We start from the raw sequence: 22,795 nt of genomic DNA, 5'->3' as shown, positions 1-22,795 counted from the left end.
GCTTAACAGGCTCGTGACAAGAGCGTGTGAACAACTGCACCGCCGTAGATTGCTTCTTGTGACGAGGGTGGGTTGGCGGGTCGCCATGCAACACGCGCTGTATGGCCGCGACGGGTTCTTCACGAGCGCGGCCAGCGGTCCGGCGGACCACTTCCGGACCAGCGTGCACGCCTCCCCACTCTTCGCGGGGGCACTGCTGCGCCTGATCGAGGCGGTGGACCAGCGGCTCGGCCGGCCCAAGATCCTGCAGGTCGTGGACGTGGGGGCGGGGCGCGGGGAACTCCTCGCGGCGCTGGCCGCCTCTGCCGCCGACACGGCGCTCGCGGGACGGGTGCGCTTCACCGGCGTCGAGGTGGCGCCCCGGCCCGCCGGGTTGCCCGCCACGATCGACTGGCGGACCGACGTGCCCGAGAACCTCGTCGGCGTGCTGCTCGCCACCGAGTGGCTCGACAACGTGCCGCTCGACGTGGCCGAGATCGACGCCGCCGGACGTGCCCGGCGGCTGCTCGTCGACACGGCGACCGGCACGGAGTCGTTGGGCGCCGAGATCGACCCCGCCGACCGCTTCTGGCTCGCCCGCTGGTGGCCGCGGGCCGGGCTGGGCGACCGCGTCGAGATCGGCTGGCCGCGCGATGTGGCCTGGGCGGACGCGGTCGCCTCGGTGCGCCGAGGCTGCGCGCTCGCGGTGGATTACGGGCATCTGCGCAGCGCGCGACCGGCGTTCGGCACACTCACCGGATATCGGGGCGGGCGGCAGGTGGACCCCGTGCCGGATGGCACCTGTGATGTGACCGCGCACGTGGCCCTGGACTCGGCGGCGGCCGCCGGCGGCGTTCCGTACCGAATCATCACCCAGCGTGTGGCGCTCAAGGCCCTGGGGGTCGACGGCGCCCGGCCACCGCTGGATCGTGCCCGCACCGACCCGGCGGGCTATCTGCGGGCGCTGGGGGCGGCGGGCGCGGCGGCGGAGCTGACCGATCCGGCGGGGCTCGGCGGGCACTGGTGGCTGCTGCACGAGGTGGGGATCGAGCTTCGTGGGACGATCTGAGTCGTGAGGGAACGCAGTGACCGAACCATTGGGCTCAGCAGTGGTCGCTCGTGGCGACGCGGAGCGGCGTCATGAGTGACTTGCGGGAGATGACGGTCGGGACCGGGGCCGGGCTCGACACCGCCGACATGGTGCTCAACATCGGGCCGCAGCACCCGTCGACCCACGGCGTGCTCCGGCTCAAGCTGAAACTCGACGGCGAGCGGGTCGTCGAGTGCGAACCGATCGTCGGCTACATGCATCGCGGCGCCGAAAAGCTGTTCGAGGTCCGCGACTACCGGCAGATCATCGTTCTCGCCAATCGGCACGACTGGCTGTCGGCGTTCGCCAGCGAACTCGGCGTCGTCCTCGCCGTGGAACGGCTCATGGGCATCGAGGTGCCCGAGCGGGCGACCTGGCTGCGGATGGCGCTCGCAGAGCTCAACCGGGTGCTGAACCACCTGATGTTCCTCGGTTCCTACCCGCTCGAAATCGGCGCGATCACCCCGATGTTCTATGCGTTCCGGGAACGGGAAACGCTGCAGACGGTCATGGAGGAGGCGTCCGGCGGGCGCATCCACTACATGTTCAATCGCGTCGGCGGCCTCAAGGAGGAGGTGCCGGCCGGCTGGACGCGTCGCGCCCGCGAGGCCATCGCGCTGGTCCGTAGCCGCATGCCCGACATCGATCGCCTGATCCGAAGAAACGACATTTTCCTTGCGCGTACGGTCGGAGTCGGCGTGCTGACCGCCGAGCAGGCGGCCGCGTACGGCGCCTCCGGACCCGTCGCCCGCGCCAGCGGCCTGGACCTGGACCTGAGGCGCGACGAGCCCTACCTGGCCTACGACGAGCTCGACGTGCCCGTGGTGACCCGCAGCGCGGGCGACTGCCACGCGCGGTTCGAGGTGCTGCTGGAGCAGGTGTACGTGTCGCTGGACCTGGCGGAGCAGTGCCTCGACCGGGTGGACCGGATCGGCGGGCCGGTCAACGTGCGGCTGCCCAAGGTGGTCAAGGCCCCCGAGGGCCACACGTACGCGTGGACGGAGAACCCGCTCGGCATCAACGGGTATTACCTGGTGTCCCGAGGCGAAAAGACTCCGTGGCGGCTCAAACTGCGAACAGCGTCGTACGCGAACGTGCAGGCGCTGGCGACGCTGATCCCCGGATGTCTCGTGCCGGACCTGATCGCGATCCTCGGCTCGATGTTCTTCGTGGTCGGCGACATCGACAAGTGACGCCCTGCCGGCTAGTCACCAGCGCCGGTGGTTGCGCCGATCGCGATCCGAGGCGCCGGGCTGGTCGAGGCCGTCGGTGCGGCTGGGGCTGTCGGTGCGGTTAGGGCCGTCGGTGCGGTTAGGGCCGTCGGTGCGGTTAGGACCGTCGGTGCGGTTAGGACCGTCGGTGCGGTTAGGACCGTCGGTGCGACGGCCGTGCGTTCGCCCGTAGCCGTAGCTCGCGTTGCCGTTGTCATAGTCGTAGGCCGCGCTGACGCCGCCATAGACCGACCCGCTGCCGCCGTAAACCGCTCCACTGTCGCCGTAGCCTTCGCCCGCGTCGGCGTAACCCGGACCGCTGGCGTCGTAGCCCGCGCTGCCGGCGTCGTAGCCCGTGCCGCTGGCGTCGTAGCCCGTGCCGCTGGCGTCGTAGTCCCCGGCGTGGTCATGGTCCTGATCGGCGCCGCCGCCGTGGTAGCGGCCTGATGGGAAGCCGCCGGCATAGCTACCCGAGGTGTCCTCGCCCGTCTGCGCACCGATGGCGCCGGTGGTGAGGCCGTAGGCGGCCTGCGGCTCGAGGCGACCCCAATCCGCATCGGAAGTGCCAGGCTCGGGATCGGAGCAGGTTCCCACGGACGGGCCGGGGTCGAACCCGTTCGCGGCGGTGCGGGACCAACTCGGCTCGGCGCCGGCGGCGTGGCCGAAGCGGGCGATGTCCGTGCCGGTGTCCGGAGCCGCGTGCCGACGTCGAGGCTGCGATTCTCCAGCCGGGGTGTCCGGAGCCGCATACCTGCGCCGGGGCCGCCGTTCGGGAGCCGCGGCGTGCGGCAGATGGTCGCGGTAGGCCCCCTCCCGAGGCGCCGGCACCGAGGCCGAGCCACGCTGCTGGGAAGGCGCGGCGGTTCGAGTCCCGGCCGCCGACCCGAACGACGCGGGCGCAGACGCCGGCGCGACGGACGACGACGCGAACACCGGCGCGGGCGCGGACCGCGGCATTACCGGCGATGAAGCGAACACCGGCGCGGGCGCGGACCGCGGCATTACCGGCGATGAAGCGAACACCGGCGCGGGCGCAGACGGCGGTGCGACCGGCGATGACGCGAACGCCGGTGCCGGTGCCGGTGCCGGTGCGAGGGCTGGAGAACGGGGGACCGCTGCCGCAGCTGCGGGAACCGCCGTCGGAGCGACAGGGGCGGACACCGACGCGGACGCGGTCACGCGACCCGCCACAGCGGGCATTCCGGCCGGCGTGCCCGGCATGCCGGCCGGCACCCGGTGGTCCACGCTGGTGACCTGGACCGGCGCTTCGTCCCGCAGCTCGCGGCGCAGCGCCTTGAGCCTCGCGGACACCAGTTCCTCGACGTCCGTCCTCAGCAGAGCCGGCGTTCGGGCCAGCATGGACGCGCCGAACAGCATCGCGCAGACCGCGACCAGGATGACCGCGAACTTCACCGAGCCGCCGGCCTGGCCGACCAGCACGATGATCGCCGCCATCGGGGCGAGGCCCATGCCCGCCCAGATCAGCGCGCGGGGCAGGGGGTCGGTGTGCCGCATGTCGGTATCCCGGTCAGGCATGGTCGCAGATGCTACCGAGAGCGATAGCCGTCGCGGAACGGGTAGATATCGTTCGGTACCGAGAAAAACGCCGTCCCACCCGCCGGGGACGAAATTCGGCGGACGGGACGGCGCGGAACCCCTCGGGTCAGCCGGCGGCCAGTGCGCCGTCCGAACTGAACACCAGGCCGACGCTGATCGTGCCCTGCTTGAGGCCGGTCTTGGTCAGCGGGCCACCCGCGTCCAGCGAGCTGAACTTGCCCGCCTGGAAGTTGTACTTCTCGACGAGGCCCTGCTGGCACTTCGGCCGCTGCGGGCACTCCGGCGGACCGCCGAGGACGGTGGCCGCGCCCGAGCACTTGGCGGCGAGGTCGGACAGGGTCCGGACGCCGTACTTGGTGGCGAACCCGGCCGTGATGGCGAAGGCGTTCTGGTTCTGCGCCGACGACGGCGTGCCGAAGACGAGGCCGGACTTCTCGCCCAGCGCCTTCAGGTTGGTCATCGTCGTGTTGAGGTCCGGAGAGGACGGGTCCTTGGCGTCCTTGCCCTCCACCTTGCCGGACAGCAGGGTGGCGAGGGTGGCCGCGTACTCCGGCACCACGTCGATCTCGCCCTTCTCGAGGGCGGGCTCGTACAGCTCGCGGTTGCCGATCTGCTGGACCTTGACCGTGTAGCCGGCGGCGGTCAGCACGATGTTGTAGAGCTCGCCCAGCGTCTTGCTCTCGGCGAAGTTCGCGGCGCCGACGGTCAGGTCGCCGCCGGGGCCCTTGGCGATGCCCGCGGTGAGGTTGTTGGCCGTGGCGAATTCCTGCGCCACCGTCTTGGCCGACTTGCGGTCGATGTCGACGGCCTTGTTGAGCTCGATGAGCTTGGCGGTGTCGAGGGCCGCGGAGACCTTGTCCAGCGCCGCGACGAGCTGCGGCGAGGAGGACTTCTTGTTGATCGCCGGGACGATGTTGTCGGTGTTCTGCAGATTCTTGTCGTCGGTGAGCACGACGAGCGTCTGCCCCGCGACCGGGGCGCACCCGGCGCCCGCGGCGGAACTGGGCGGAGCCGCGGTGCCGGACGAGCCGGACTGACCGCAGCCGGCGAGGATGACAGCGGCGGTCACGAAGGTGCCGGCCGTCAGGAGCAGGTGTCGACGCATACTGCCGCCTTCTGTGTCCCGGCACGACCGGTCGGCCGTGCCGCGTGTCCGACGGGCGGTCGAAGTTCCGATGCCCGCATCTTCGGTTGTGCACGCCGGTCCGCCAGGGATCGGCACCTCAGTTCCTAACCCGGGGGTACGACAACCTATGCCGCTCGTGGTTCTACGTTGCCCATTCGTTATCTGATCAAGGAGCTGGCGAGATCATCCCGCCGGTGCCGCGGCGGTCGGCCGACGTTGCCGCTGCGCGCGCAGGGCCGGCGGGGTGACGAGACGTTGCAGGCCCGCCAGCAGTGCCTCCACGAGCAGCGCCAGCCCCGCGACGACGATGCCGCCCGCGACGATCTGTCCGCCGCCGCCGTTGCTCATCCCCACGCCGAAGCCCGCGGCGATGATCTGGCCCAGCCCGCCGCCGTTGACGAACGCGGCCAGCGCCGCCGTCGCGACGACCTGCACTGCCGCCGTACGCAATCCGGCAGCGAGATAGGGCACGGCCAGCGGCACCTCCACCCGCCGCAGCAACTGACCGCCGGAAAGGCCCATCCCCCTGGCGGCGTCGCGGGTCTCCGGGTCGATCTGGCGCAGCCCGGTGTAGGCGTTGGCCAGCAACGGGGGCACGGCGAAGACCGCGAGCGCCACCACCACCGGCGGCTTGCCGAAGCCGAGCGGGGTCAGCGGCAGGATGGTCAGCAGGGCCAGCGTCGGGATGGCCAGGGTGAGGTTGGCGACCGTGACGACCGCGCCGCCGCCGCGACCGCGGTGACCGAGCCAGATGCCGAGAGGCCAGCCGATCAGGCAGCCCAGCAGCACCGCCCAGCCGCTGATGACCAGGTGCTCCTCGAGCCGTTCCAGCAGGCCGCCGGGGTTGGTCCAGTTCAGGGGGTCGTTGAGCCAGATGAAGCCCTCGCGGAAATAGTTCACGCGCGTCGCTCCCTGGTCCAGGGCGTCAACAGCCGGCCCAGCCCGGCCAGGGCGAGGTCGAGGACGAGTGCCAGGCCGACACAGAGGATGGTGCCGGTCATGATCTTGGCCTTGTAGAAGTTGTCGCCGAAGCCGCCGAGGATCAGGTCGCCGAGACCGCCCTTGCCGATCAGCGCGCCGACCGTCACCAGCGCCACCGTCGAGACCGTGGCCAGGCGCAGGCCGGTGAGGATGCCCGGCAGGGCCAGCGGCAGCTCGATCCGCAGCAGGCGTCCGACGCGGCCGTAGCCCATGCCCGCCGCGGCGTCGCGCACCTCGGCGGGCACCTGGGTCAGCCCGGCGAGGGAGTTGCGGATCATCACCAGCAGGGCGTAGAGAACCAGGGCGATCAGCACCGACGTGTCGCTCGTGGTGCCCACGGCCGGAGCCACCAGGGCGAGGAGCGCGAGCGACGGAATCGTGTAGAGGACGCCGGAGAGTGCGAGAATCGGCCCGGTCAGCGGTCGCCACCAGTAGGCGACGACCGCGAGCGGCAGGGCGACGACCAACGCGATGATCACCGCGCGCGCGGTGAGACTCGCGTGGTACTGCACGGCGGAGAGGATGTCGTCCGCGTTGTCGTGGACATAGCGCCAGGAGAACCACGGATTGCCCGGACCCCCGTCGGCGGGGGCGGCCAGGGGCCACGCGGGCGCCGGGGCCCTCGACAGGAAGGACATACGTGGACGCTACCGCGATCAACGACTCCGGCGCTGGCCGGACCGCGGCGTCTATCACGCTCGAGAACGTGGGGAAGGTCTATCCGGACGGCACCGTGGCCGTCGGCGACATCAGCATGGAGGTTCGGGCCGGCGAACTGGCCGTCCTCATCGGGCCGTCCGGCTGCGGCAAGTCGACCGTGCTCCGCATGCTCAACCGGCTGATCGAGCCGTCGAAGGGCCGCATCCTGATCGACGGTGAGGACATCGCCGCGCGGGACCCCGTCGAGCTGCGCCGGCACATCGGGTACGTGATCCAGAATGTGGGACTCTTTCCGCATCAGACGATCCGTACCAATGTAGGGACCGTGCCCCGGCTGCTCGGCTGGGACAGGAAGAAGACCCGGGCGCGCGCGGAGGAACTGCTCGAGCTCGTCGGCCTGGATCCCGCACGGTACGGCGGGCGCTACCCCCACGAGCTCTCGGGCGGGCAGCGCCAGCGCGTGGGGGTGGCACGGGCGCTCGCCGCGGACCCGCTCGTGCTGCTCATGGACGAGCCCTTCTCGGCGGTCGACCCGATCGTCCGCGGCCGCCTGCAGGAGGAATTCCTCCGCCTCCAGGCCGCGGTCCGCAAGACCATCGTGCTGGTCACCCACGACATCGACGAGGCCGTACGGCTGGGCGACCGGATCGCCGTCCTCGCCGAGGGCGGCCGGCTGCTGCAGTACGCGTCCCCGGCCGACCTGCTGAGCGAGCCGGCGTCGGCGGCCGTCGGCGAGTTCGTCGGCAACGACCGGGGCATCCGTCGGCTCGCCGTGACCAGGGTGCGCGAGGCGATGCGGCCGGTGGGCCAGATCGAGGACATCGAGCGGCTGCCGACGGTCGACGCGGCGGGAACGCTCTACGACGCGCTAGCGGTGATGCTGACCAGCGACGCGCTGAACGTGGTGGCGATGGAGAACGGCACGCCGGTGGGGACGATCTCGCGGTCGTTGCTGTTCGACGTACCGAATCGCGAGGCCGCGGCGCGCGCCTAGAACACGCGGCCCGGGCCGGATGGCCCGGGCCTGGTGCGCCGGACTAGTGGGTTCCCCGTCGGCCGCCGAGGGTGGCCAGACCGACGATCCAGCCGACGAAGAGGCCGTAGGCGGCACCTTCACCGGCGGCGCGGAACGCCCCGAGCAGCGACGGGTTCGCGAGGAACAGGGTGGTGAGCAGGGCGGCGAAGCCACCCGCGAAGATGTAGGACGCCCAGCCGGCGAAGAACTGGCTGATCGTCCCGCGGGCCCGGGCCAGCTGCGAGCCGGGCAGCAGATAGAGGAAGAGCAGGGTCAGCACCACGACCAGGATCGCCCTGAGGTCGGTGATGATGATCGAGCGCAGGGAGTCGTCGGAGTCGAAGCGCCAGCTCGGCCACGCGAGCAGGCGCAGCCACCAGCCCCCCGCCGTGTCGGGTTCGGTGTTGTCGGCGACCCAGTCGGCATACCAGGGGCTGCCGAAGACCAGGACCAGGATGAGTGCGGCGAGCGTGCCCGCACCCGGCGCGGTTTTGTAGCGGTTGGTGAGAGCCATGGTCCGCTAGTTCCCAGCGGACGTTCATTTTCAAACGACACGCATGGATGCGCTAGTGCTTCTGTAGGTAATCGATGAACGCGGCGCGCAGCAGGGGCTCCTGCTCGCCGTACCCGTGGCCGGTCAGCTCACGCCACAACGCCACGGCCTCATCGATCGTGGGCCCCACGGAATTCGGCGCGCCGTCGAGGGCGGCGGCGTCGTCCGCGTCGGGCAGGTGCTTGACCACCGACCAGAAGAAGCTCAGATCGCGACGTTCGCGCGCCCTCGCGAAGGCACGCTCACGCAGCGCCTCGGTGGGCAGGGCATCCAACTCGGCGAAGGTGGCATCGGTCATGAGGCCAGCATAGGGCCGCGATCGGCCCGCGCCGTGCCGGTCACGCCCATCACCGCCCGCCACCCCACGGCCCGAGATCCCACTGATCGGACGAGCGGGTCTGGCCCTGCGAGGTCGCCGGCGACCAGGTCTCCGGCATGGCCGGCGACCACGTCTCCTCGGCCGCCGGGGCGCCGTTCCAGTCCTCGTCGACGCCGGGCGGCGGCAGCGGCCGTCCGTAGGTCTCCACCAGCCGGGTCACCAGCAGGCCCGCGCCGACCGTGGCGGCGCCGACCGCGAACAGGGCGATGTCGAAGTCGCGCCGGCCGGCGTAGTCGAGGAACAGCGTGATCCCGGCCGTCGCCAGCAGGGTGCCGAAGATGCCGCCGCGGCGGCCGTACGCGCTGGTGCCCGCCAGCAGGGCCACCCCGAAGGCGAGCCCGGTCCACTCCAGTCCGGTGCCGGGCACGATGGGCGCCGTCGACCGGGCCGCGAGCAGGATGCCGGCACCCGCCGCGAACGTCGACGACAGCACGAGCGCGGCCACGACCGGCAGCACCGCCCCGCCGCCGCGCCGGTCGGCCGGGTCGCCGACCGCGCGCATCCGGCCGACCATCCGGCGGACCGGTCCGGCGGTGCCCAGCGCGCCACCGAGCACGGCCAGCAGCGCGAAGCCGCCGAAGATGAAGAACGCCTGGTCGGAAAGGTCGTAGGTGCGCTGGACCGCGACCGGGGCGGTGCGCAGTTGGTCGAACACGATGACGCCCATGGCCGCGGCCAGCGACACCAGCCAACCGGGCACGTGGAGCGTCAGCACGAGGATCGCGGCCACGAGGCCGCCGCCGGCGGCGATGGCCAGCGGCGGGATCGCCCCCTGGAGCAGACCCTTGTCGCCGTTCTCGGCGAAGTGCAGCGCGGCCGCGAGGGCGATCGGGCCGACCGCGAGATTGGGTACGCCGGCGCGCAGCGTGAGCCCGGCCCCGAGGGCGAGCAGCCCGATCACGGCACCCGAGGTGAGCAGCGTGTCCAGCGCGGGCCGGCGCAGACTGGTCGGATCGAACCGGTAGAGCAGGACGGCGATGGCGGCGACGGCCAGCAGGAGCATGATCTCCCAGCCGATGTGGACGCCGAGCCGGTCGTGCCCGCCGTCCGTGCCGCCCCGGCGGCCGGTCTCGGGCAACGGCTCGGTGATCCGGGTCCCGGTGTCGTCCGGTTCCAGGTCGCGCCGCCGGTTGCGGAAGTCGGTGGCCGCCGAACCGGTTCGGTACGCCGCCGGATCGGTCGGCGTCTGTTCGTCGGCACCGCTGCGACGGTACGGGGAATCGTCGTACGCCATCTCGTCCACCTCCTCCGCCGCGGCACAGCATACGGAAAACGAGGGGCTCTCGGTTCAGCCTTATCGACGAGTTCAGCTCACGGGTGGCCGGCGCGCCGACCCGGATCGCCGCCGTCCTTCTGGTCCGGTTCGTCCGGCACCCGGCAGGCGCGCTCGAGCCACAGCGCGGCACCGATCAGCGCGAGCGACGACACGACGCCGCCCACGGCGGCCGGCACATCGTCGGTGGCGGCCTTGGTCGGCTCGAGCGCGAGCCACGCCAGCAGGCCCGCGGAGAATCCGGCGAAAATCGCCCCGGCCAGCGACGACGCCTTGGCGAGGACGGCGTAGCGGGCGACGGCGAGCGGGTCGACCCGCGGCGTCCCGGGCTTGTGCTCGATGCGGGCGCTGGTGTTCTGCGCCAGGATCGCCTCGGCGATCGACAGTGTGGCCAGCACGATGATCGGCAACCAGGGCAGCCGCGGCATCCGGGTGTAGAACGAACTGAGCAGGAGCCAGCCGACCGCTGCGGCGGCCAGAGCGGCGACCACCAGGGTCGAGAAGCTGGTCGGCCGCATCGACGGGTCGGGTGCGGCGCCGTCGGGATCGCTGGTCACCCTGCAGACTCTAACGCCAGATCCGGCCGCGGGGTCATCGCGTTCGCCTCGGCGGCGAGCGTCGGCAGGTTCAGCAGGTCGGTCACCCATCCGTGGCCGGGAAGCTGGGCGTACGGCTGGATGTCGAGCCACGGCTTGAGCACGAAGGCCCGCTCGTGAACACGGGGGTGCGGCAGCGTCAGCTCCGGGTCGTCGCTGGTCACGGGCTTGCCATCGTCCTCCCAGACCGCGATCACGTCCACGTCGAGCGTGCGCGGACCGAACCGGCGCAGCGGATCGCGGACCCGCCCGGCCCGCGACTCGAGAACCCGGGCCTTCTCCAGCCAGGCCCGGCCGTCCGCCGCCGGATCGACGGCCAAGAGGACCGCGTTCAGGTACGCCGGTTGCTCGGTGTCACCCCAGGGAGGGGTCTCGTACACCCCCGAGACGAGGACGACGCTGTCGCCGAGTCCCTCGACGGCGCCCTTCAGGTGGGCGTACCGATCGCCGAGGTTGCCGCCGATCGACAGAACGGCCCGGGTCATCGGGTACGCCGGAGAGTGACAGCCACGTCCGCGAACTCCTGCGGGATGGGCGCCTGCGGTTTGTGCACGGTGACCGTGGCCGCGGCGACCCGGTCGTCGTCGAGGCACAGCGTGGCGAGCCGGTCGGCCAGGGTCTCGATCAGGTTCACCGGCTCGCCGGCCACCACCTCGGCGAGGCGCTCGGCCAACTCCCCGTAGTGCACGGTGTCGTCGACGTGGTCGCTGGCCGCCGCCGGGGCGAGGTCGAGCTCGAGGTCAACGTCGATCACGAAGTCCTGGCCGTCGCGGCGTTCGAAGTCGAAGACCCCGTGATAGCCACGTACGCGAAGGCCGCGCAGCGAGATCCGGTCTTTCATGGGTGTGTCCTTTCCAGACGGGGGCCCCCGGTGGCCCGCCACACAGCCAACGCGTCAACCGTGGCGCGGACATCGTGCACCCGCACGCCCCATGCCCCCGCCGCCACCGCGAGCACGGACGTGGCGATCGTCGCCGCCTCCCGGCCGTCCACCGGGCGCGGCTCGCCGTCGGCGTCCGCGAGCAGGCGGCCGAGATAGGTCTTGCGCGAGGCGGCGAACAGCACCGGATGGCCGAGGGAGATCAGCTGATCGAGGTGGGCGCTCAGCGCCCAGTTGTGCTCCGGCCGTTTGGCGAAGCCGAGGCCGGGGTCGAGGATCAGCCGGCCCGGATCCACCCCGGCGGCGACCGCCTCGTCCACCCGCTGCCGAAGCTCGTCACGGACCTCGGCGACGACATCCTCGTAGACGGCGAGGTCCTGCATGCGGCGCGAGTGGCCACGCCAGTGCATCAAGATCCACGGGCAGCCGGCGTCGGCGACGACCGCGGCCATGCCCGGATCGGCCAGGCCGCCGGAGACGTCGTTGACCATGGTGGCGCCCGCCTCGAGCGCCGCCGCGGCGACGACGGCCCGGGTGGTGTCGATGCTGAGCGGCACACCCGCCGCGGCCAGCTCCCGGATCACCGGGAGCACCCGGGCGATCTCCGTCGGCCCGTCCACCCGGCCGGCGCCCGGACGGGTGGATTCGCCGCCGATGTCGACGATGCCGGCTCCCGCACGCCGCAGAGCGACGCCGTGCGCGACGGCCGCCTCGAGGCCGGCGAACCGTCCGCCGTCGGAAAACGAGTCGGGCGTGACGTTCAGCACCCCCATCACGACCGGGTGATCTTGGCGAAACAGCAGGTCGTCCGCGACCCGCCGGGTCGTTGCGCTACCGGTCGGCTCCGTCACGACGACGACGCTACCGGGCGAACATCGTTCGAACACCTGTACGATCGGGAATGAGTCACGTTCAATCACGCCTTTATCTTGGGTAACGAATCAGGCAGGTTGTAGGTAAGAAGTACGGCCCGTACGCTTCGGAGCTAGGCATCATTAATGAACCGAAGAGAGCAGACGGGCGTGGGTAGGACAGCAGGGCCCTTAAGCATCGACTCCGCGCACTCGACGTGGTGAGCGGGAAGTAGCACCATATGGGCGTTGCCGCCAGGCTTAACAACTGCAGCGTGACCGGCGCCCTCACGCCGGCCGCCCGGGAGGTTTACCGATGATCGCCACAGAGCTCGCCGCGCGCGTCGCGACGGCAATGCAGCATGGCGCCACCCTTGCCGCCCCCGAGCCCAAGGGCATCAACACCGAAGGCGTCGTCTCCTTCTTCGCGAGCAACATCGCCCCGATCCTGCTGGCCGTGCTCGGCGTCATCTTCATCGGCCGGGCCAGCCGCGGTGAGATCTCCAAGGTGCTGACCAGCAGCGCGATCGCCATCGTCGGCCTCGCCTTCATCGCCGGCGCCGCGACCCTGTTCTTCGTCGGCGACTACCTCATCAACCTCATCTTCAGCTGAGGCCGAGCTCCCATGCGGCTGCGCACCGACGACGACATCTACCGGGCCCGCCTGGTCTACCTGGGTCCGCCCGGATACACCCTGCCCATGCACCTTCCGTACGCGCAGTACGGGATGTTCGTCGTCCTCGTCCCGGCCTTCGTGTTCCTGCACTACCTCATCACGTGGGAGTTCGACCCCTTCCCCGCGTGGGAGATCGCGCTGGCCATGGTGACGACGTCCTACGTCTTCCGGCACGTCGACCCCGACCGACCGGCCCGCATGGTCATCCGCACCGCGCTCACCGACTGGAAACGCACCCGCGAGCCAGCCATCGAGCAGCGAGACCCCCGACTTGTCGCCTCGCGCATCCGGGTACGGGAGGAGTTGGTATGACCAGTCCCGCCCCCCTTGCCGCATGCCCGAACGGGGTCGTCGCATGACCGCTACCCCACCGCCCGGGCACCCCCGCGCGGACGCGTCCCCACCGGGCAGGTCGAGTAACGGTGTGCAACCGAAGGACTACGCTCCGGAGGAGACGCCCGAACAGGTCCCGGGCCCGGAACACGGCGCGGTAGCCGTCTTCCAGGCCCCCCAGCCAATCCGCCCCCGCACCAACGGCACCCCGCCGGTCGACCCGATCGACATCGACTCACCCTTCCTCGACCTGTTCGCCGGCACGACGCCCCGCCAGCCGCCGGTGACCGAACCGCCGCCGGACGATCCGGACGCCGACTTCGACTTCGGTTTCGACTTCGACGGGGAGGACGCGCGCCGCTCGACGTCGCCGGCGGCTACCGCCTCGGGCCAACCGCCCGCCGCCTCGGGCCTGCCGCCTGCCGCCTCGGGCCCGCCGGCCGCCGCCTCGGGCTCGTTGCCTGCCGCTGCCTCTGGGCCGGCTGTTTTTCGCGCGGATTCCCGGGCGGCCTCCGGTTTGCCCGCGGCTGAGTCGACCCCGGTTCGGCCTGAGATCAATGTGCCCGCGGCCCGACCGGTCTCCGGCCCACCCATGGCCCGACCAGTGTCGGGGCCACCAGCGGCCCAACCGGTGTCCGGCCCACCAGCGGCCGAACCGGTGTCCGGCCCACCAGCGGCCGAACCGGTGTCCGGCCCACTAGCGGAGCGGCCCATGTCTGGGCCGCCTTCTGCCGAGGCTGTGTCGGGCTCGCCTTCGGACCGCCCCGTGTCCGGTTCGCCGTTCGGGGAGCCGGTGTCCGGACCGTTCGCCGCTCGGCCGGTGTCCGGGCCGCCGACTCGACAGGTCGATTCCCCGTCAGTGACTTCGCCACCGGCGGAGACCTTGATCGATACGGCGACGAACACCTCGTCACCTGCTCTTCCCTCGCCCGCGACCCCACCTCAGGACGCCTCCGTTCCGGCGGTCGACGGTCCAGAGCCACTCGACGCCCCCACGTCCGCGCCACCGTCCTCAGCCGCGCGGCCCACCTCCGCACCACCTGCCTTTGTGCCGCCGTCTGCCGCGCGGCCCACCTCGGCACCCCCCGCGTCCGCGCCACCGTTCTCAGCCGCGCGGCCCGCCTCCGCGCCGCCCGACTTGGTGCCACCCACCTCCGCGCCGCCCGACTTCGTGCCACCCACCTCCGCGCCGCCCGACTTGGTGCCACCCACCTCCGCGCCGCCCGACTTCGTGCCACCCACCTCCGCGCCGCCATCGCCAGCTCTGTCTGGTTTGCCGGAGTCGCCCTTTATGCGCGCTCCGGTCGGGCCGCGGGCCGACTACTTCGACGAGCACGAGCCATCCGACCTTGGCCTGGAGGACTGGCCGGACGACATCCGCAACGGCGGTGCGTCTTCGTCCACCCGTCCCGCCTCGCCAGCACCCCAGACGCCGCCGTTGTGGCAGCAGGCCGCCGGCGCCACCACGGCGCCCGGGGTGTACCCGGTCGGTCAACCCGGTGGTCCGCCGCCGACCACCGCGCCCGGCGTGTACCCCGTCGGCGCGCCGAATCCCCACCCGACGCCCGCGACCGGCCCCCATCCGACCAACGCAACGAGTCCCCACCCCACGGACGCGACCGGCCCGCACCCAATCGACGCGACGAGCCCGCACCCGGCCGACGCGACCAACCCGCACCCGGCCGACGCGACCAACCCGCACCCGATTGACGCGACCAGCCAGCACCCAACTGGGGCGACCAGCCCGCATCCGACTGGGGCGCCGGGTTCCTATCCGACAGACGTGGCGAATCTCTACCCGACGGACGGCCTTCAGCTGGCCGATGCGAACGGCCACCCAATGGCCGGGGCGCACGGTCCCTACCCGACGGGCACGGACGGCATGGCCGGGCCGTACCTGGCGGCGGACGCGGGCGGCCGAGGAAACCTCTACCCGAGGGATGCGGCGGGCGCCGCGGGCACGTACCCGATGAATCCGGCCGGCACGCCGCAGCCTCATCCGACTGACGCGGCCGGCGGGCCGGGGGCGTACCCGATGAATGCGGGCGGCGTGCCCGTGCCGTACCCGATGAATCCGGTCGCCGAGCCGGACCGTCACGCCGAGCTTGCGCCCCTGCCGGAGAAGGCCCCCGCGCCGCTGCGGGAGAAGGCGCCGGTCAGGAAGAGGGGGCGCCGGAAGAGGGACGAGCCGGACAACCTGCCGGCCGTTCGTAAGCCGGCCAAGGACATCAAGCCGGTACCGCTGCGTCCGCACAAGCTCAAGTTCAGCGATCGCGACCCGGCCATCGAGCTGGAGATCAGCGAAATCGCCGGACATCTGACGTTCACCCAGAGCACCGTCACGGCCTGGTACTACCTGCCCGAAGTGCGGTGGGCCTTCCGACCCGACGCCGAGCGTGAGGCGCTGCTCTCCGCGATCTCCGAGCAGTACGCGGGACTGGCCGGCTTCCGGCTGCACCTGCGCCGGACCAACCGGCCGTTCCCGGCGGACGAGTGGGCTCGCACGGTGGACTCCCTGACCGCGAAGCCCCTTCCCGACGTCACCGACGGCACGTCCTGGTCGGATCATCTCGTTGCCGCCCAGCGGCACCTGCTCTCGGTCAACCATGCCGAGGGCCAGACGTACCTGGGTGTGACCTTCGCGCGGCGCTCGCTCGGCGACACGTTCTCCGAGCGCATTCTGCGGATCTTCGGCCGTGGCACCTCCGACAGCGAGCGGCGCAAGCTGGGCCGTACGGTCGAGCAGTTCGACGAGGTTCTCAACGCCTTCGGCATGCGCGGGCGCCGGGTCACGCCGCAGGAGCTGGAATGGCTGCTGTTCCGCTCGGTCGCGCTCTGCATGGCCCCGCCGGGACCGCTCTCGCCCGTCTCGCACGGGCACTGGGAACGTGGCGACCTGCTCGCGCTCACCGAGCAGGTGGAGCGCTACCGGACCCCGTACGGTTCCACCGTCAAGCTGGTCAACCGCATGACCGGCGAGGAACGGCACGTCGCGGTGCTCTCCGTCGGGCGCATGGAGCCGCTGGAGATTCCGGAGAAGCACGAGCCGTGGATGCACTTCCACGAGCGGCTGCCGTGGCCGATGGAGCTTTCCTCGCGGCTCGACATCCTCGGGTCAAACAGCTCCTTCAAGAACCTCGAGCACCGGCTCCGCATGATCCGCTCCCAGCAGCTCGACTACGCCGAGCACGGCATCGACGCACCGCCGGAGCTGGAGCGTCTAGCCAAGCGCGCCCTGGTGATCGGCGACGAGATGACCACGGGCCTGCCCGTCGAGTCCGCCCGGGCCCACGGCTGGCACCGCATCGCGGTCGGCGGCCGCACCCGCGAGGAATGCCTCGAACGAGCCCGCCGGCTCATCCAGCTCTACTCCCGCGAACTGCGCATCTCGCTGCAGCACCCGAAGAATCAGGATCAGCTCGCCCGCGAATTCATCCCGGGCGAACCCATCGCCAACACCGGCTATGTGCGGCGCATGCCGGTCAAACTGCTGGCCGCCGCGCTTCCCCAGGCCGCGTCGACGGTCGGCGACCGCCGGGGAGACCTTATTGGGCGTACGGCGGGAACGTGCCGCCGCCCGGTCTTCCTCGACCTGCACTTCCCCATGGAGGTTCGAGAGCGCTCCGGCCTCGGCGTCTTCGTCGCGGAACCCGGCGGCGGCAAGTCCACGCTCATGGGTGCGCTGGGCTACCTCAACGCCCGCCGCGGCGTTCAGGTGACCCTGCTCGACCCGTCCGGCCCGCTCGCCCGGCTGTGTCAGATGCCGGAACTGCGACCGTACTCGCGGGTCCTGAACCTGACCGGCTCCGAGCAGGGGACGCTCGCGCCGTACGCGCTGATCCCGACGCCGGTCCGCACCGAGTTCGCGACCGGGCCCACCGGCGACCGCGAGTTTGAGATCGCGGTCTCCAACGCCCGCGCCGAACGCCGCATGCTGGTCCAGGACATCTGCTCCATGCTGGTGCCCCCGCAGGTCGCCAAGGAGGCCTCGACGGCGACATTGCTGCGCCACGCGGTCCGCCAGGTCCCCGCCGAGGAAACCTCGACGCTGGACGACGTCGTGGCAACCCTGCAAGGCCTGGACGACGACGAGGGCAAGGAACTCGCCAACCTCCTGCTGGACACGGCCGAGATGCCCCTCGCCCTGCTGTTCTTCGGCCGCCCACCCCAGCACCTGCTCGGCGCCGACGCGGCCCTGACGGTCATCACGATGGCCGGCCTGCGCCTACCCGACCTGAAGATCGAACGCGAATACTGGTCGGCCGAGGAATCTCTAGCCCTGCCGATGCTCCACACGGCCCACCGCCTCGCGGTCCGCCGCTGCTACGGCGGCTCGATGTCCTCGAGGAAAATGGTCGGCCTCGACGAGGCCCACTTCATGGAAGGCTGGCGTTCGGGCCGCTCCTTCCTGGTCCGCCTCGCCCGCGACTCCCGCAAATGGAACCTCGCGGCGCTGGTCGCCTCCCAGAACCCTCGCGACATCCTGGGCCTCGACGTACAGAACCTCGTCTCGACGGTATTCGTCGGCCGCATCGCGGAAGACCAGGAAATCGCCTCGGAAGCACTCCGCCTCCTCCGAGTCCCGGTCCACGACGGCTACGAGGCGACCCTGGCATCCCTGTCACAGGCGGACGCATCATCGTCGACGCGGCTCGGCTTCCGAGAATTCGTCATGCGAGACGTGGACGGTCGGGTGCAGAAGGTGAGAGTCGACGTCTCATACGTCGACGGCCTGCTGGACCGTTTGGACACCACCCCAGCAGCGGCGAAGGCGGCACCGACGGCCATCCCCACCTTCTCCGACCTGGAGGCCTGACCATGCTCCGCCGGGTATGCGCACTGCTAACAACCATGGCGGTAGCGCTCGTGGCGAGCATCGCATGGGCAGTAGCGGCCCCGGCCCCGGCCACAGCCGGACCGATCCAGGCCCCGGGCGGCGCATGCAGCACTGACGAGTGGAAGCAGGACTTCAAGTCCTGCGTGTCTCGGCTCGCTGACGTCAGCGCCGATCGAGCTCAGTGCTTGATGCCCCCCACACCAAGCACACCCGACTCCGGCCTCGCCGGCTGGTTCGCCGAACGCCCGGAATCATCGAAGCTGAACGGTCCCCAGGGCATCTACAGCCAATACGGCTACGCCGGGTACAGCTACACGACATACGACCTTGAAGGTGGCTGCGCGTCAACGCTGATAGATCCCGAATACAAGTTCGAGACGACTATCGCCAACGGCGAGTTCATGGTCGCTACCGCGATCATTGGAGCCTCTAACGCTCTCCGCGAACGCGCTTGGAATCCTCAGACATTGTGGGGATGGGCGGATCCGTTGGTGAGGCAGGCCACCACGGCAGTCTACGAAAAGGTATTCAGCGTCTTCGGCATCATTACCCTGGCCATCGTCGGGCTTTACCTAATTTGGCGGTCGCAGCAGGCCGACATGGGTGCTGCCGCAACCACAGCCGGCTGGGCAATCCTCATCATGGTCGCCGTGACAGCGATCGCCGCATGGCCAGTGAAATCTGCGAATCTTGCAGATCAAGCCCTTATCACTACGCTCGGAGTCGTCCACGACGCCGTCGGCCCGCGGCCGCAAGACGGTGACGTAACTGCAGGATGTCGGCTCGGGAAAGCCGATGCATGCAAGGACAATCGACCTCCCGCCGTTCGAGCCAGCGACACCGCGACCGAGACCATGCTCTATCGAAACTGGCTGCGAGGTCTACTCGGCTCCGCCGACAGTGTCACCGCGCAGACCTACGGTCGCGCACTTTACGACGCGCGTTCCATCACCTGGGACGAAGCGCAGAAGATGCGGGACAATCCGGAGACCCGAAAGGCCACGATCAACGCCAAGAATGTTCAGTGGGAGAAGGTTGCTGAGCAGATCAAGACTGAAGATCCTGAGGCGTATGAATATCTGCGTGGGGTCAATGGGATGGATCGGATTGGGGCGGGGTTCATTGCTGTGCTGGCGGCGATCATGTTCGCCATGTTCGATCTGACGGCTTCACTGCTGGTGTTGTTGGGCTTCCTGATCTTCCGGTGGGCGGTTATCGCCGCGCCGATTCTGGGGACGGTGGGTCTGTTGCGGCCGGCCAGTTCGGGGATTCGGCGGCTTGGCAACGCGGTCATCGCGGCGATTTTCAATATTGCGATCTTCGGGACCGGAGCGGCGATCTATCTTTTCGCCGTCGATCTCATCATGAACACCGCGAGCCTGCCCGGATGGCTGCAGGTGGTGTTGGTGTGGCTTTGCGGGGTTGTCGGGTGGTTGTTGTTGCGGCCTTATCGGCGGATCACGCAGTTGGGTGGTAAGGACAGTACGGCGGCGATCGCGTCGGCTGGGTCGTGGCATCGTCGGTTCTTCCGGGATATGCGGGAGGCCGCGAAGCTCGATGTCGCCGATGGCGGCGGGACCAATGAGCCTCGGTTCGGCAAGGGGCGCACCGTCTACGTCGAGCAGGGCAATCTTCGGCCGGAGGCGCGGCTCGAGGATCCCGCGCACGCGGCTGCGACGCGTACGGAATCGGGGTCGGCTCCGGCCCGGGCGCAGGACGGCCCGGCGCCCGCCGTCCGGCCGGACGGACGGGAGTCGACGCACGACGTCGCGCCGGCCGGCGATTCGCAGCCGGTGCCGGTGGCCGCCGCCGGGCCGAGCCGGCAGCGGAGGGCGTCGACGTGGACGGAGCCCGATGTCGCCGAGTCGCCGGCGTCCTATGCGATTTACCGGCCGGAGACCGGCAGTACAACGCGCGAGCAGGTGTCGCCGCGAGTTCGTACCGAAGCGCGGTGAGCGGTCATGCCCAGGGTCCTCGAACGCGGTCTCACCGGATTGTTCCGGTCGCGGTGGGGTGTGGCTCTGGTGATCGCCCTGCTCGTGCTCGCGGTGGTCGGGATCGGGCGGCTCTTCTCCGATGGCAGCGGCAGCCAGGGGCGGCTGCTCGACCCCGTGTCGCCGGCGCCGACCGTGAGCGTCGATCCCAGTTTCAATGACGACGGCGTGATCGTGGACGACGAGCCGCCGCCCTCGCCCCGGACGAGTCCGGGGACCGCCGCACCCGAGGCTGTCGCGTACGCGTTCGCCTCGGCGTGGGTCGACCACAAGAACGTGTCCGCGAAGGCGTGGCACGACGGAATCGTTCCGAACGCCACCCAGCATCTTTCCGACGAGCTGAACGGCGTCGATCCGGCCGACGTGCCCGCCGATCGGATCATCGGGCGGCCATCGCTCATACCCATCGGCGACGGGCTGGTCAACGCCGTCGTCACCGCGGATTCCGGCAAGCTGACGCTGCGGCTCGTCGCCCCGGACGGACGGTGGCTTGTCGACGGCGTCGACTGGGACGGGTCGTGAACGTGCCGCGGCCACGGCGGGTATTTCTGCTGGTGGCCCTGGTGGCGACGCTGGCACTGCTGTGTTGCGGTGGCAGCATCAGCGCGGTTCTGCTCGGCGGATTCGGCGGCGACGACGACGATCTGAGTCTGTACACGTCCGGCTGCGGCACCGGCGGACCGGTCGATCCGGATTCCAAGCTGCCGCGGGTGCGGCCGTACGGACCGGCGCAGATGAAGAACGCGGCGATCATCATCAACGTCGGCGCGAACCTGAAGATGCCGCCGCGGGCCTGGGTCATCGCCGTCGCGACCGCAATGCAGGAGTCCAGCCTGACGAACCTCGGACATCTCGGCAAGGAAAACGACCACGACTCGCTCGGGCTGTTCCAGCAGCGGCCGACGAGCGGGTGGGGCACCCCGGCGCAGGTCCGTGATCCGACGTACGCTGCGACGAAGTTCTACAACAAGCTCAAGACGATCGACGGCTGGGAGACGATGCCACTCACCCGCGCCGCGCAACGGGTGCAGATCAGCGGCTACCCGGACGCGTACGCGAAGCATGAGCTTGTCGCCACGCAGATCGTCAACCTGCTCGCGGACGGCGCGGCCAACGCGGTGGGCAATTCGCTGTCGATGGTCTGCGCCTCGGCGGAGGATATCGCCGCCTCGGGATGGACGAACCCGTTCGCCGTCAAGGTCAAAAACCAGTACAGGTGGAGCGTCGGGTCCGGATTCCGTACTCAGGACCGGCCGGACCATCAAGGGGTCGACCTCATCGCCGGTCTCCGTACGCCGGTCCGCTCGGTATCGAGTGGCGTCGTCTCCCGCGTCATGTGCGACGAGACGTTTAGCGGAGTGAAAGACTGTGACCGTGCGGGGTGGCCGGGCAAGGGCGGCTGCGGCTGGCTGGTCGAGATCCGGCACGCGGGCAACATCATGACCCGGTACTGCCACCTGGTGGAACGGCCGAACCTGAAGGTCGGCCAGCGGGTTGCCGCCGGCCAGGTGATCGCCCTCTGCGGTACGAGCGGAAACTCGTCCGGCCCTCACCTGCACTTCGAGGTGCACCTCAACAACGACACGTCCAGCGCCAGTGCGGTCGACCCGATCCAGTTCATGGCGCAGCGCGGATCGCCGCTGGGCGGTTCGCAATGATGGGCAGTCCGCTGCCGGACCCGTTCGCGAACAGCTCCGACTGGGCTCCCGCCGTTCCTCGCCCGGTCGTCCCGACGCCGGCTGTGATGGGCGGCAGCCTTCGCGGCAGGCGCGTACTGATCGGTCTACCGGGGCACGGTTGGCGCGGCGATCTGAGAGCTGATGAAAAGGTGGTGCAGGGCAGCCGGACATATGTGCCGGTTATGCCGGAGGCCGAGTGGTATCGCGCGGAGGCCGAGCAGACGGAGGTGTTCGCGCCGCTCGTACCGGTCGAGCGGGTCTGGGTAGAAGAATTGGGCATGGCGGGTACGGCGCACAAGCCCGCCGATGTCATGTCCCGGCTGGTGTCTATGGACGAACCGCCGCGCCGCAACCCGGTGGCGGCGCTGGATGCCGACGGTTTGACCGGCCGCCGGGTCGTCCAGATCCTCGATGACGGCGGCGAACGAAGAGACCTTCGCGCGGTCACCGAACTCCACACCAGCGACGACGGCGACATCTGCGCCCGAGTAGCCACAGAACTGGACTGGTACCGCTGGTCCTGGACCGGCAAAACCCCAAGAACGCTGATGGTCCCTGTCCATCGGCTGTGGCTGGAGTGATCAGTTGGCAGGAGCGGCGCTGCACACACGCCACCCATCCTGATCCATCAGGGAGAATCGCCAGCCATCCGTCGTTCTCTCACTGCCATCCGAGATCGTTCGACGAATATCAGTGCTAACCGTCGTTCGGCCACTCTCCGTGGACACCGTCAGGCTGGTCCAATCAACTCGGATGCCGATAGAGAAACGTTGCTCCCGGCTTTGAATATCGTCGCGAAAGGATTTCAGCAGAGACAAGTCAAGATTTGACTTGCAGGTGAAGAGGGATGCCTGTTGGTCGTCGCGGTTTACCAGGTAGGCGCGTAGGAAGTTGTCGACTACGGCGTCGGGGGCTGTTCTTTCGATTTTGGTGGCTTCGTCGTAGAAGGAGATGAAGACGCCGATGCCGCCGAGGCAGAGCAGGGACGTGATGCCCGCCGCCATCGCCAGGATCAGTCTGACCCGGCGGTTTCTCTCCTTCGGGGGCGTGGCGGCCTGACCGGGCGGCGGGACAGCCGGCTGAGCGGGCGGAGTATCGGGCTGCACCCCTACGAGATTAGTGGTT

Annotated in this window: 22 protein-coding genes; 10 read left to right on the top strand and 12 right to left on the bottom strand. The window is 70.1% G+C overall.

The genetic code is table 11. The annotated features are described in order from the left end of the window. Positions 1-85 precede the first annotated feature (85 nt). Both AB0M36_RS27280 and AB0M36_RS27275 read left to right on the top strand, forming a co-directional pair. Complete coding sequence (locus tag AB0M36_RS27280) at positions 86-1,048, top strand: SAM-dependent methyltransferase (RefSeq protein WP_364163150.1); 963 nt, start codon at positions 86-88, stop codon at positions 1,046-1,048. A 71-nt stretch (positions 1,049-1,119) separates the two neighbouring features. Next, positions 1,120-2,262 carry an NADH-quinone oxidoreductase subunit D gene (locus AB0M36_RS27275; RefSeq protein ID WP_364162635.1) on the top strand — a complete coding sequence of 381 codons (1,143 nt, stop codon included), beginning with the start codon at positions 1,120-1,122 and terminating at the stop codon, positions 2,260-2,262. 15 nt (positions 2,263-2,277) lie between these two features. Here the strand turns inward: AB0M36_RS27275 and AB0M36_RS27270 are convergent, their stop codons facing one another. From AB0M36_RS27270 to AB0M36_RS27255, 4 genes are all read right to left on the bottom strand, one after another. Next, complete coding sequence (locus tag AB0M36_RS27270) at positions 2,278-3,816, bottom strand: hypothetical protein (RefSeq protein WP_364162632.1); 1,539 nt, start codon at positions 3,814-3,816, stop codon at positions 2,278-2,280. 127 nt (positions 3,817-3,943) lie between these two features. Next, positions 3,944-4,942 (bottom strand): glycine betaine ABC transporter substrate-binding protein, encoded by a 999-nt coding sequence (locus AB0M36_RS27265; protein ID WP_364162629.1) that lies wholly within the window; start codon positions 4,940-4,942, stop codon positions 3,944-3,946. Positions 4,943-5,146: 204 nt separating this feature from the next. Next, on the bottom strand, positions 5,147-5,863 hold the full coding sequence (locus AB0M36_RS27260; protein ID WP_364162626.1) for an ABC transporter permease subunit: 717 nt from the start codon (positions 5,861-5,863) through the stop codon (positions 5,147-5,149). Next, entirely contained in the window at positions 5,860-6,582 is a 723-nt protein-coding gene (locus tag AB0M36_RS27255; protein ID WP_364162623.1) for an ABC transporter permease subunit, read from the bottom strand. The genes AB0M36_RS27260 and AB0M36_RS27255 overlap by 4 nt, the downstream gene beginning before the upstream one ends. Before the next feature lie 2 nt (positions 6,583-6,584). Here AB0M36_RS27255 and AB0M36_RS27250 point away from each other — a divergent pair, with 2 nt between their 5' ends. Continuing rightward, positions 6,585-7,598 carry an ATP-binding cassette domain-containing protein gene (locus tag AB0M36_RS27250; protein ID WP_364162620.1) on the top strand — a complete coding sequence of 338 codons (1,014 nt, stop codon included), beginning with the start codon at positions 6,585-6,587 and terminating at the stop codon, positions 7,596-7,598. A gap of 43 nt (positions 7,599-7,641) precedes the next feature. On the opposite strand, the gene AB0M36_RS27245 is transcribed toward AB0M36_RS27250, so the two are convergent. From AB0M36_RS27245 to folP, 7 genes are all read right to left on the bottom strand, one after another. Continuing rightward, complete coding sequence (locus AB0M36_RS27245) at positions 7,642-8,133, bottom strand: hypothetical protein (RefSeq protein ID WP_364162617.1); 492 nt, start codon at positions 8,131-8,133, stop codon at positions 7,642-7,644. 52 nt (positions 8,134-8,185) lie between these two features. Beyond that, positions 8,186-8,470 (bottom strand): hypothetical protein, encoded by a 285-nt coding sequence (locus tag AB0M36_RS27240; RefSeq protein WP_364162615.1) that lies wholly within the window; start codon positions 8,468-8,470, stop codon positions 8,186-8,188. A gap of 49 nt (positions 8,471-8,519) precedes the next feature. Continuing rightward, the gene (locus tag AB0M36_RS27235; protein ID WP_364162612.1) at positions 8,520-9,785 is read right to left on the bottom strand and encodes an ABC transporter permease; all 1,266 of its coding nucleotides are present in this window, start codon (positions 9,783-9,785) and stop codon (positions 8,520-8,522) included. A 77-nt stretch (positions 9,786-9,862) separates the two neighbouring features. Beyond that, positions 9,863-10,342 carry a DUF3180 domain-containing protein gene (locus AB0M36_RS27230; RefSeq protein WP_364163147.1) on the bottom strand — a complete coding sequence of 160 codons (480 nt, stop codon included), beginning with the start codon at positions 10,340-10,342 and terminating at the stop codon, positions 9,863-9,865. Between the two features lie 35 nt (positions 10,343-10,377). Then, entirely contained in the window at positions 10,378-10,905 is a 528-nt protein-coding gene (folK, locus tag AB0M36_RS27225; protein ID WP_364162609.1) for a 2-amino-4-hydroxy-6-hydroxymethyldihydropteridine diphosphokinase, read from the bottom strand. Further along, positions 10,902-11,261, bottom strand: coding sequence for a dihydroneopterin aldolase (gene folB / locus AB0M36_RS27220; RefSeq protein ID WP_364162606.1), 360 nt, complete (start codon positions 11,259-11,261; stop codon positions 10,902-10,904). The genes folK and folB overlap by 4 nt, the downstream gene beginning before the upstream one ends. Continuing rightward, positions 11,258-12,073: a dihydropteroate synthase gene (folP, locus tag AB0M36_RS27215; RefSeq protein WP_364163144.1), complete on the bottom strand. Its 816-nt coding sequence runs from the start codon at positions 12,071-12,073 to the stop codon at positions 11,258-11,260. The genes folB and folP overlap by 4 nt, the downstream gene beginning before the upstream one ends. A 433-nt stretch (positions 12,074-12,506) precedes the next feature. On the opposite strand from folP, the gene AB0M36_RS27210 reads away from it, so the two are divergent. From AB0M36_RS27210 to AB0M36_RS27180, 7 genes are all read left to right on the top strand, one after another. Next, on the top strand, positions 12,507-12,764 hold the full coding sequence (locus tag AB0M36_RS27210) for a hypothetical protein (RefSeq protein ID WP_364163141.1): 258 nt from the start codon (positions 12,507-12,509) through the stop codon (positions 12,762-12,764). Positions 12,765-12,776: 12 nt separating this feature from the next. After that, entirely contained in the window at positions 12,777-13,139 is a 363-nt protein-coding gene (locus AB0M36_RS27205; protein ID WP_364162603.1) for a hypothetical protein, read from the top strand. Positions 13,140-14,451: 1,312 nt separating this feature from the next. Then, entirely contained in the window at positions 14,452-17,976 is a 3,525-nt protein-coding gene (locus AB0M36_RS27200; protein WP_364162600.1) for an ATP-binding protein, read from the top strand. Between the two features lie 35 nt (positions 17,977-18,011). Continuing rightward, positions 18,012-19,952, top strand: coding sequence for an MFS transporter (locus AB0M36_RS27195; protein WP_364162597.1), 1,941 nt, complete (start codon positions 18,012-18,014; stop codon positions 19,950-19,952). A 6-nt stretch (positions 19,953-19,958) separates the two neighbouring features. Continuing rightward, positions 19,959-20,513, top strand: coding sequence for a hypothetical protein (locus AB0M36_RS27190; RefSeq protein WP_364162594.1), 555 nt, complete (start codon positions 19,959-19,961; stop codon positions 20,511-20,513). Further along, positions 20,510-21,649, top strand: coding sequence for a M23 family metallopeptidase (locus AB0M36_RS27185; protein ID WP_364162591.1), 1,140 nt, complete (start codon positions 20,510-20,512; stop codon positions 21,647-21,649). The genes AB0M36_RS27190 and AB0M36_RS27185 overlap by 4 nt, the downstream gene beginning before the upstream one ends. Continuing rightward, positions 21,649-22,251 (top strand): hypothetical protein, encoded by a 603-nt coding sequence (locus tag AB0M36_RS27180; RefSeq protein ID WP_364162588.1) that lies wholly within the window; start codon positions 21,649-21,651, stop codon positions 22,249-22,251. Before AB0M36_RS27185 ends, AB0M36_RS27180 begins: the two co-directional genes overlap by 1 nt. Here the strand turns inward: AB0M36_RS27180 and AB0M36_RS27175 are convergent, their stop codons facing one another. Continuing rightward, a complete protein-coding gene (locus AB0M36_RS27175; protein ID WP_364162585.1) occupies positions 22,252-22,776 on the bottom strand; it encodes a hypothetical protein in 525 nt (174 codons plus the stop codon). Positions 22,777-22,795 lie beyond the last annotated feature (19 nt).

Source organism: Actinoplanes sp. NPDC051346 (assembly GCF_040682215.1).
In the GTDB taxonomy this organism is placed as follows: Bacteria; Actinomycetota; Actinomycetes; order Mycobacteriales; family Micromonosporaceae; genus Actinoplanes.
This window is presented reverse-complemented; position numbering and strand designations above follow the sequence as displayed.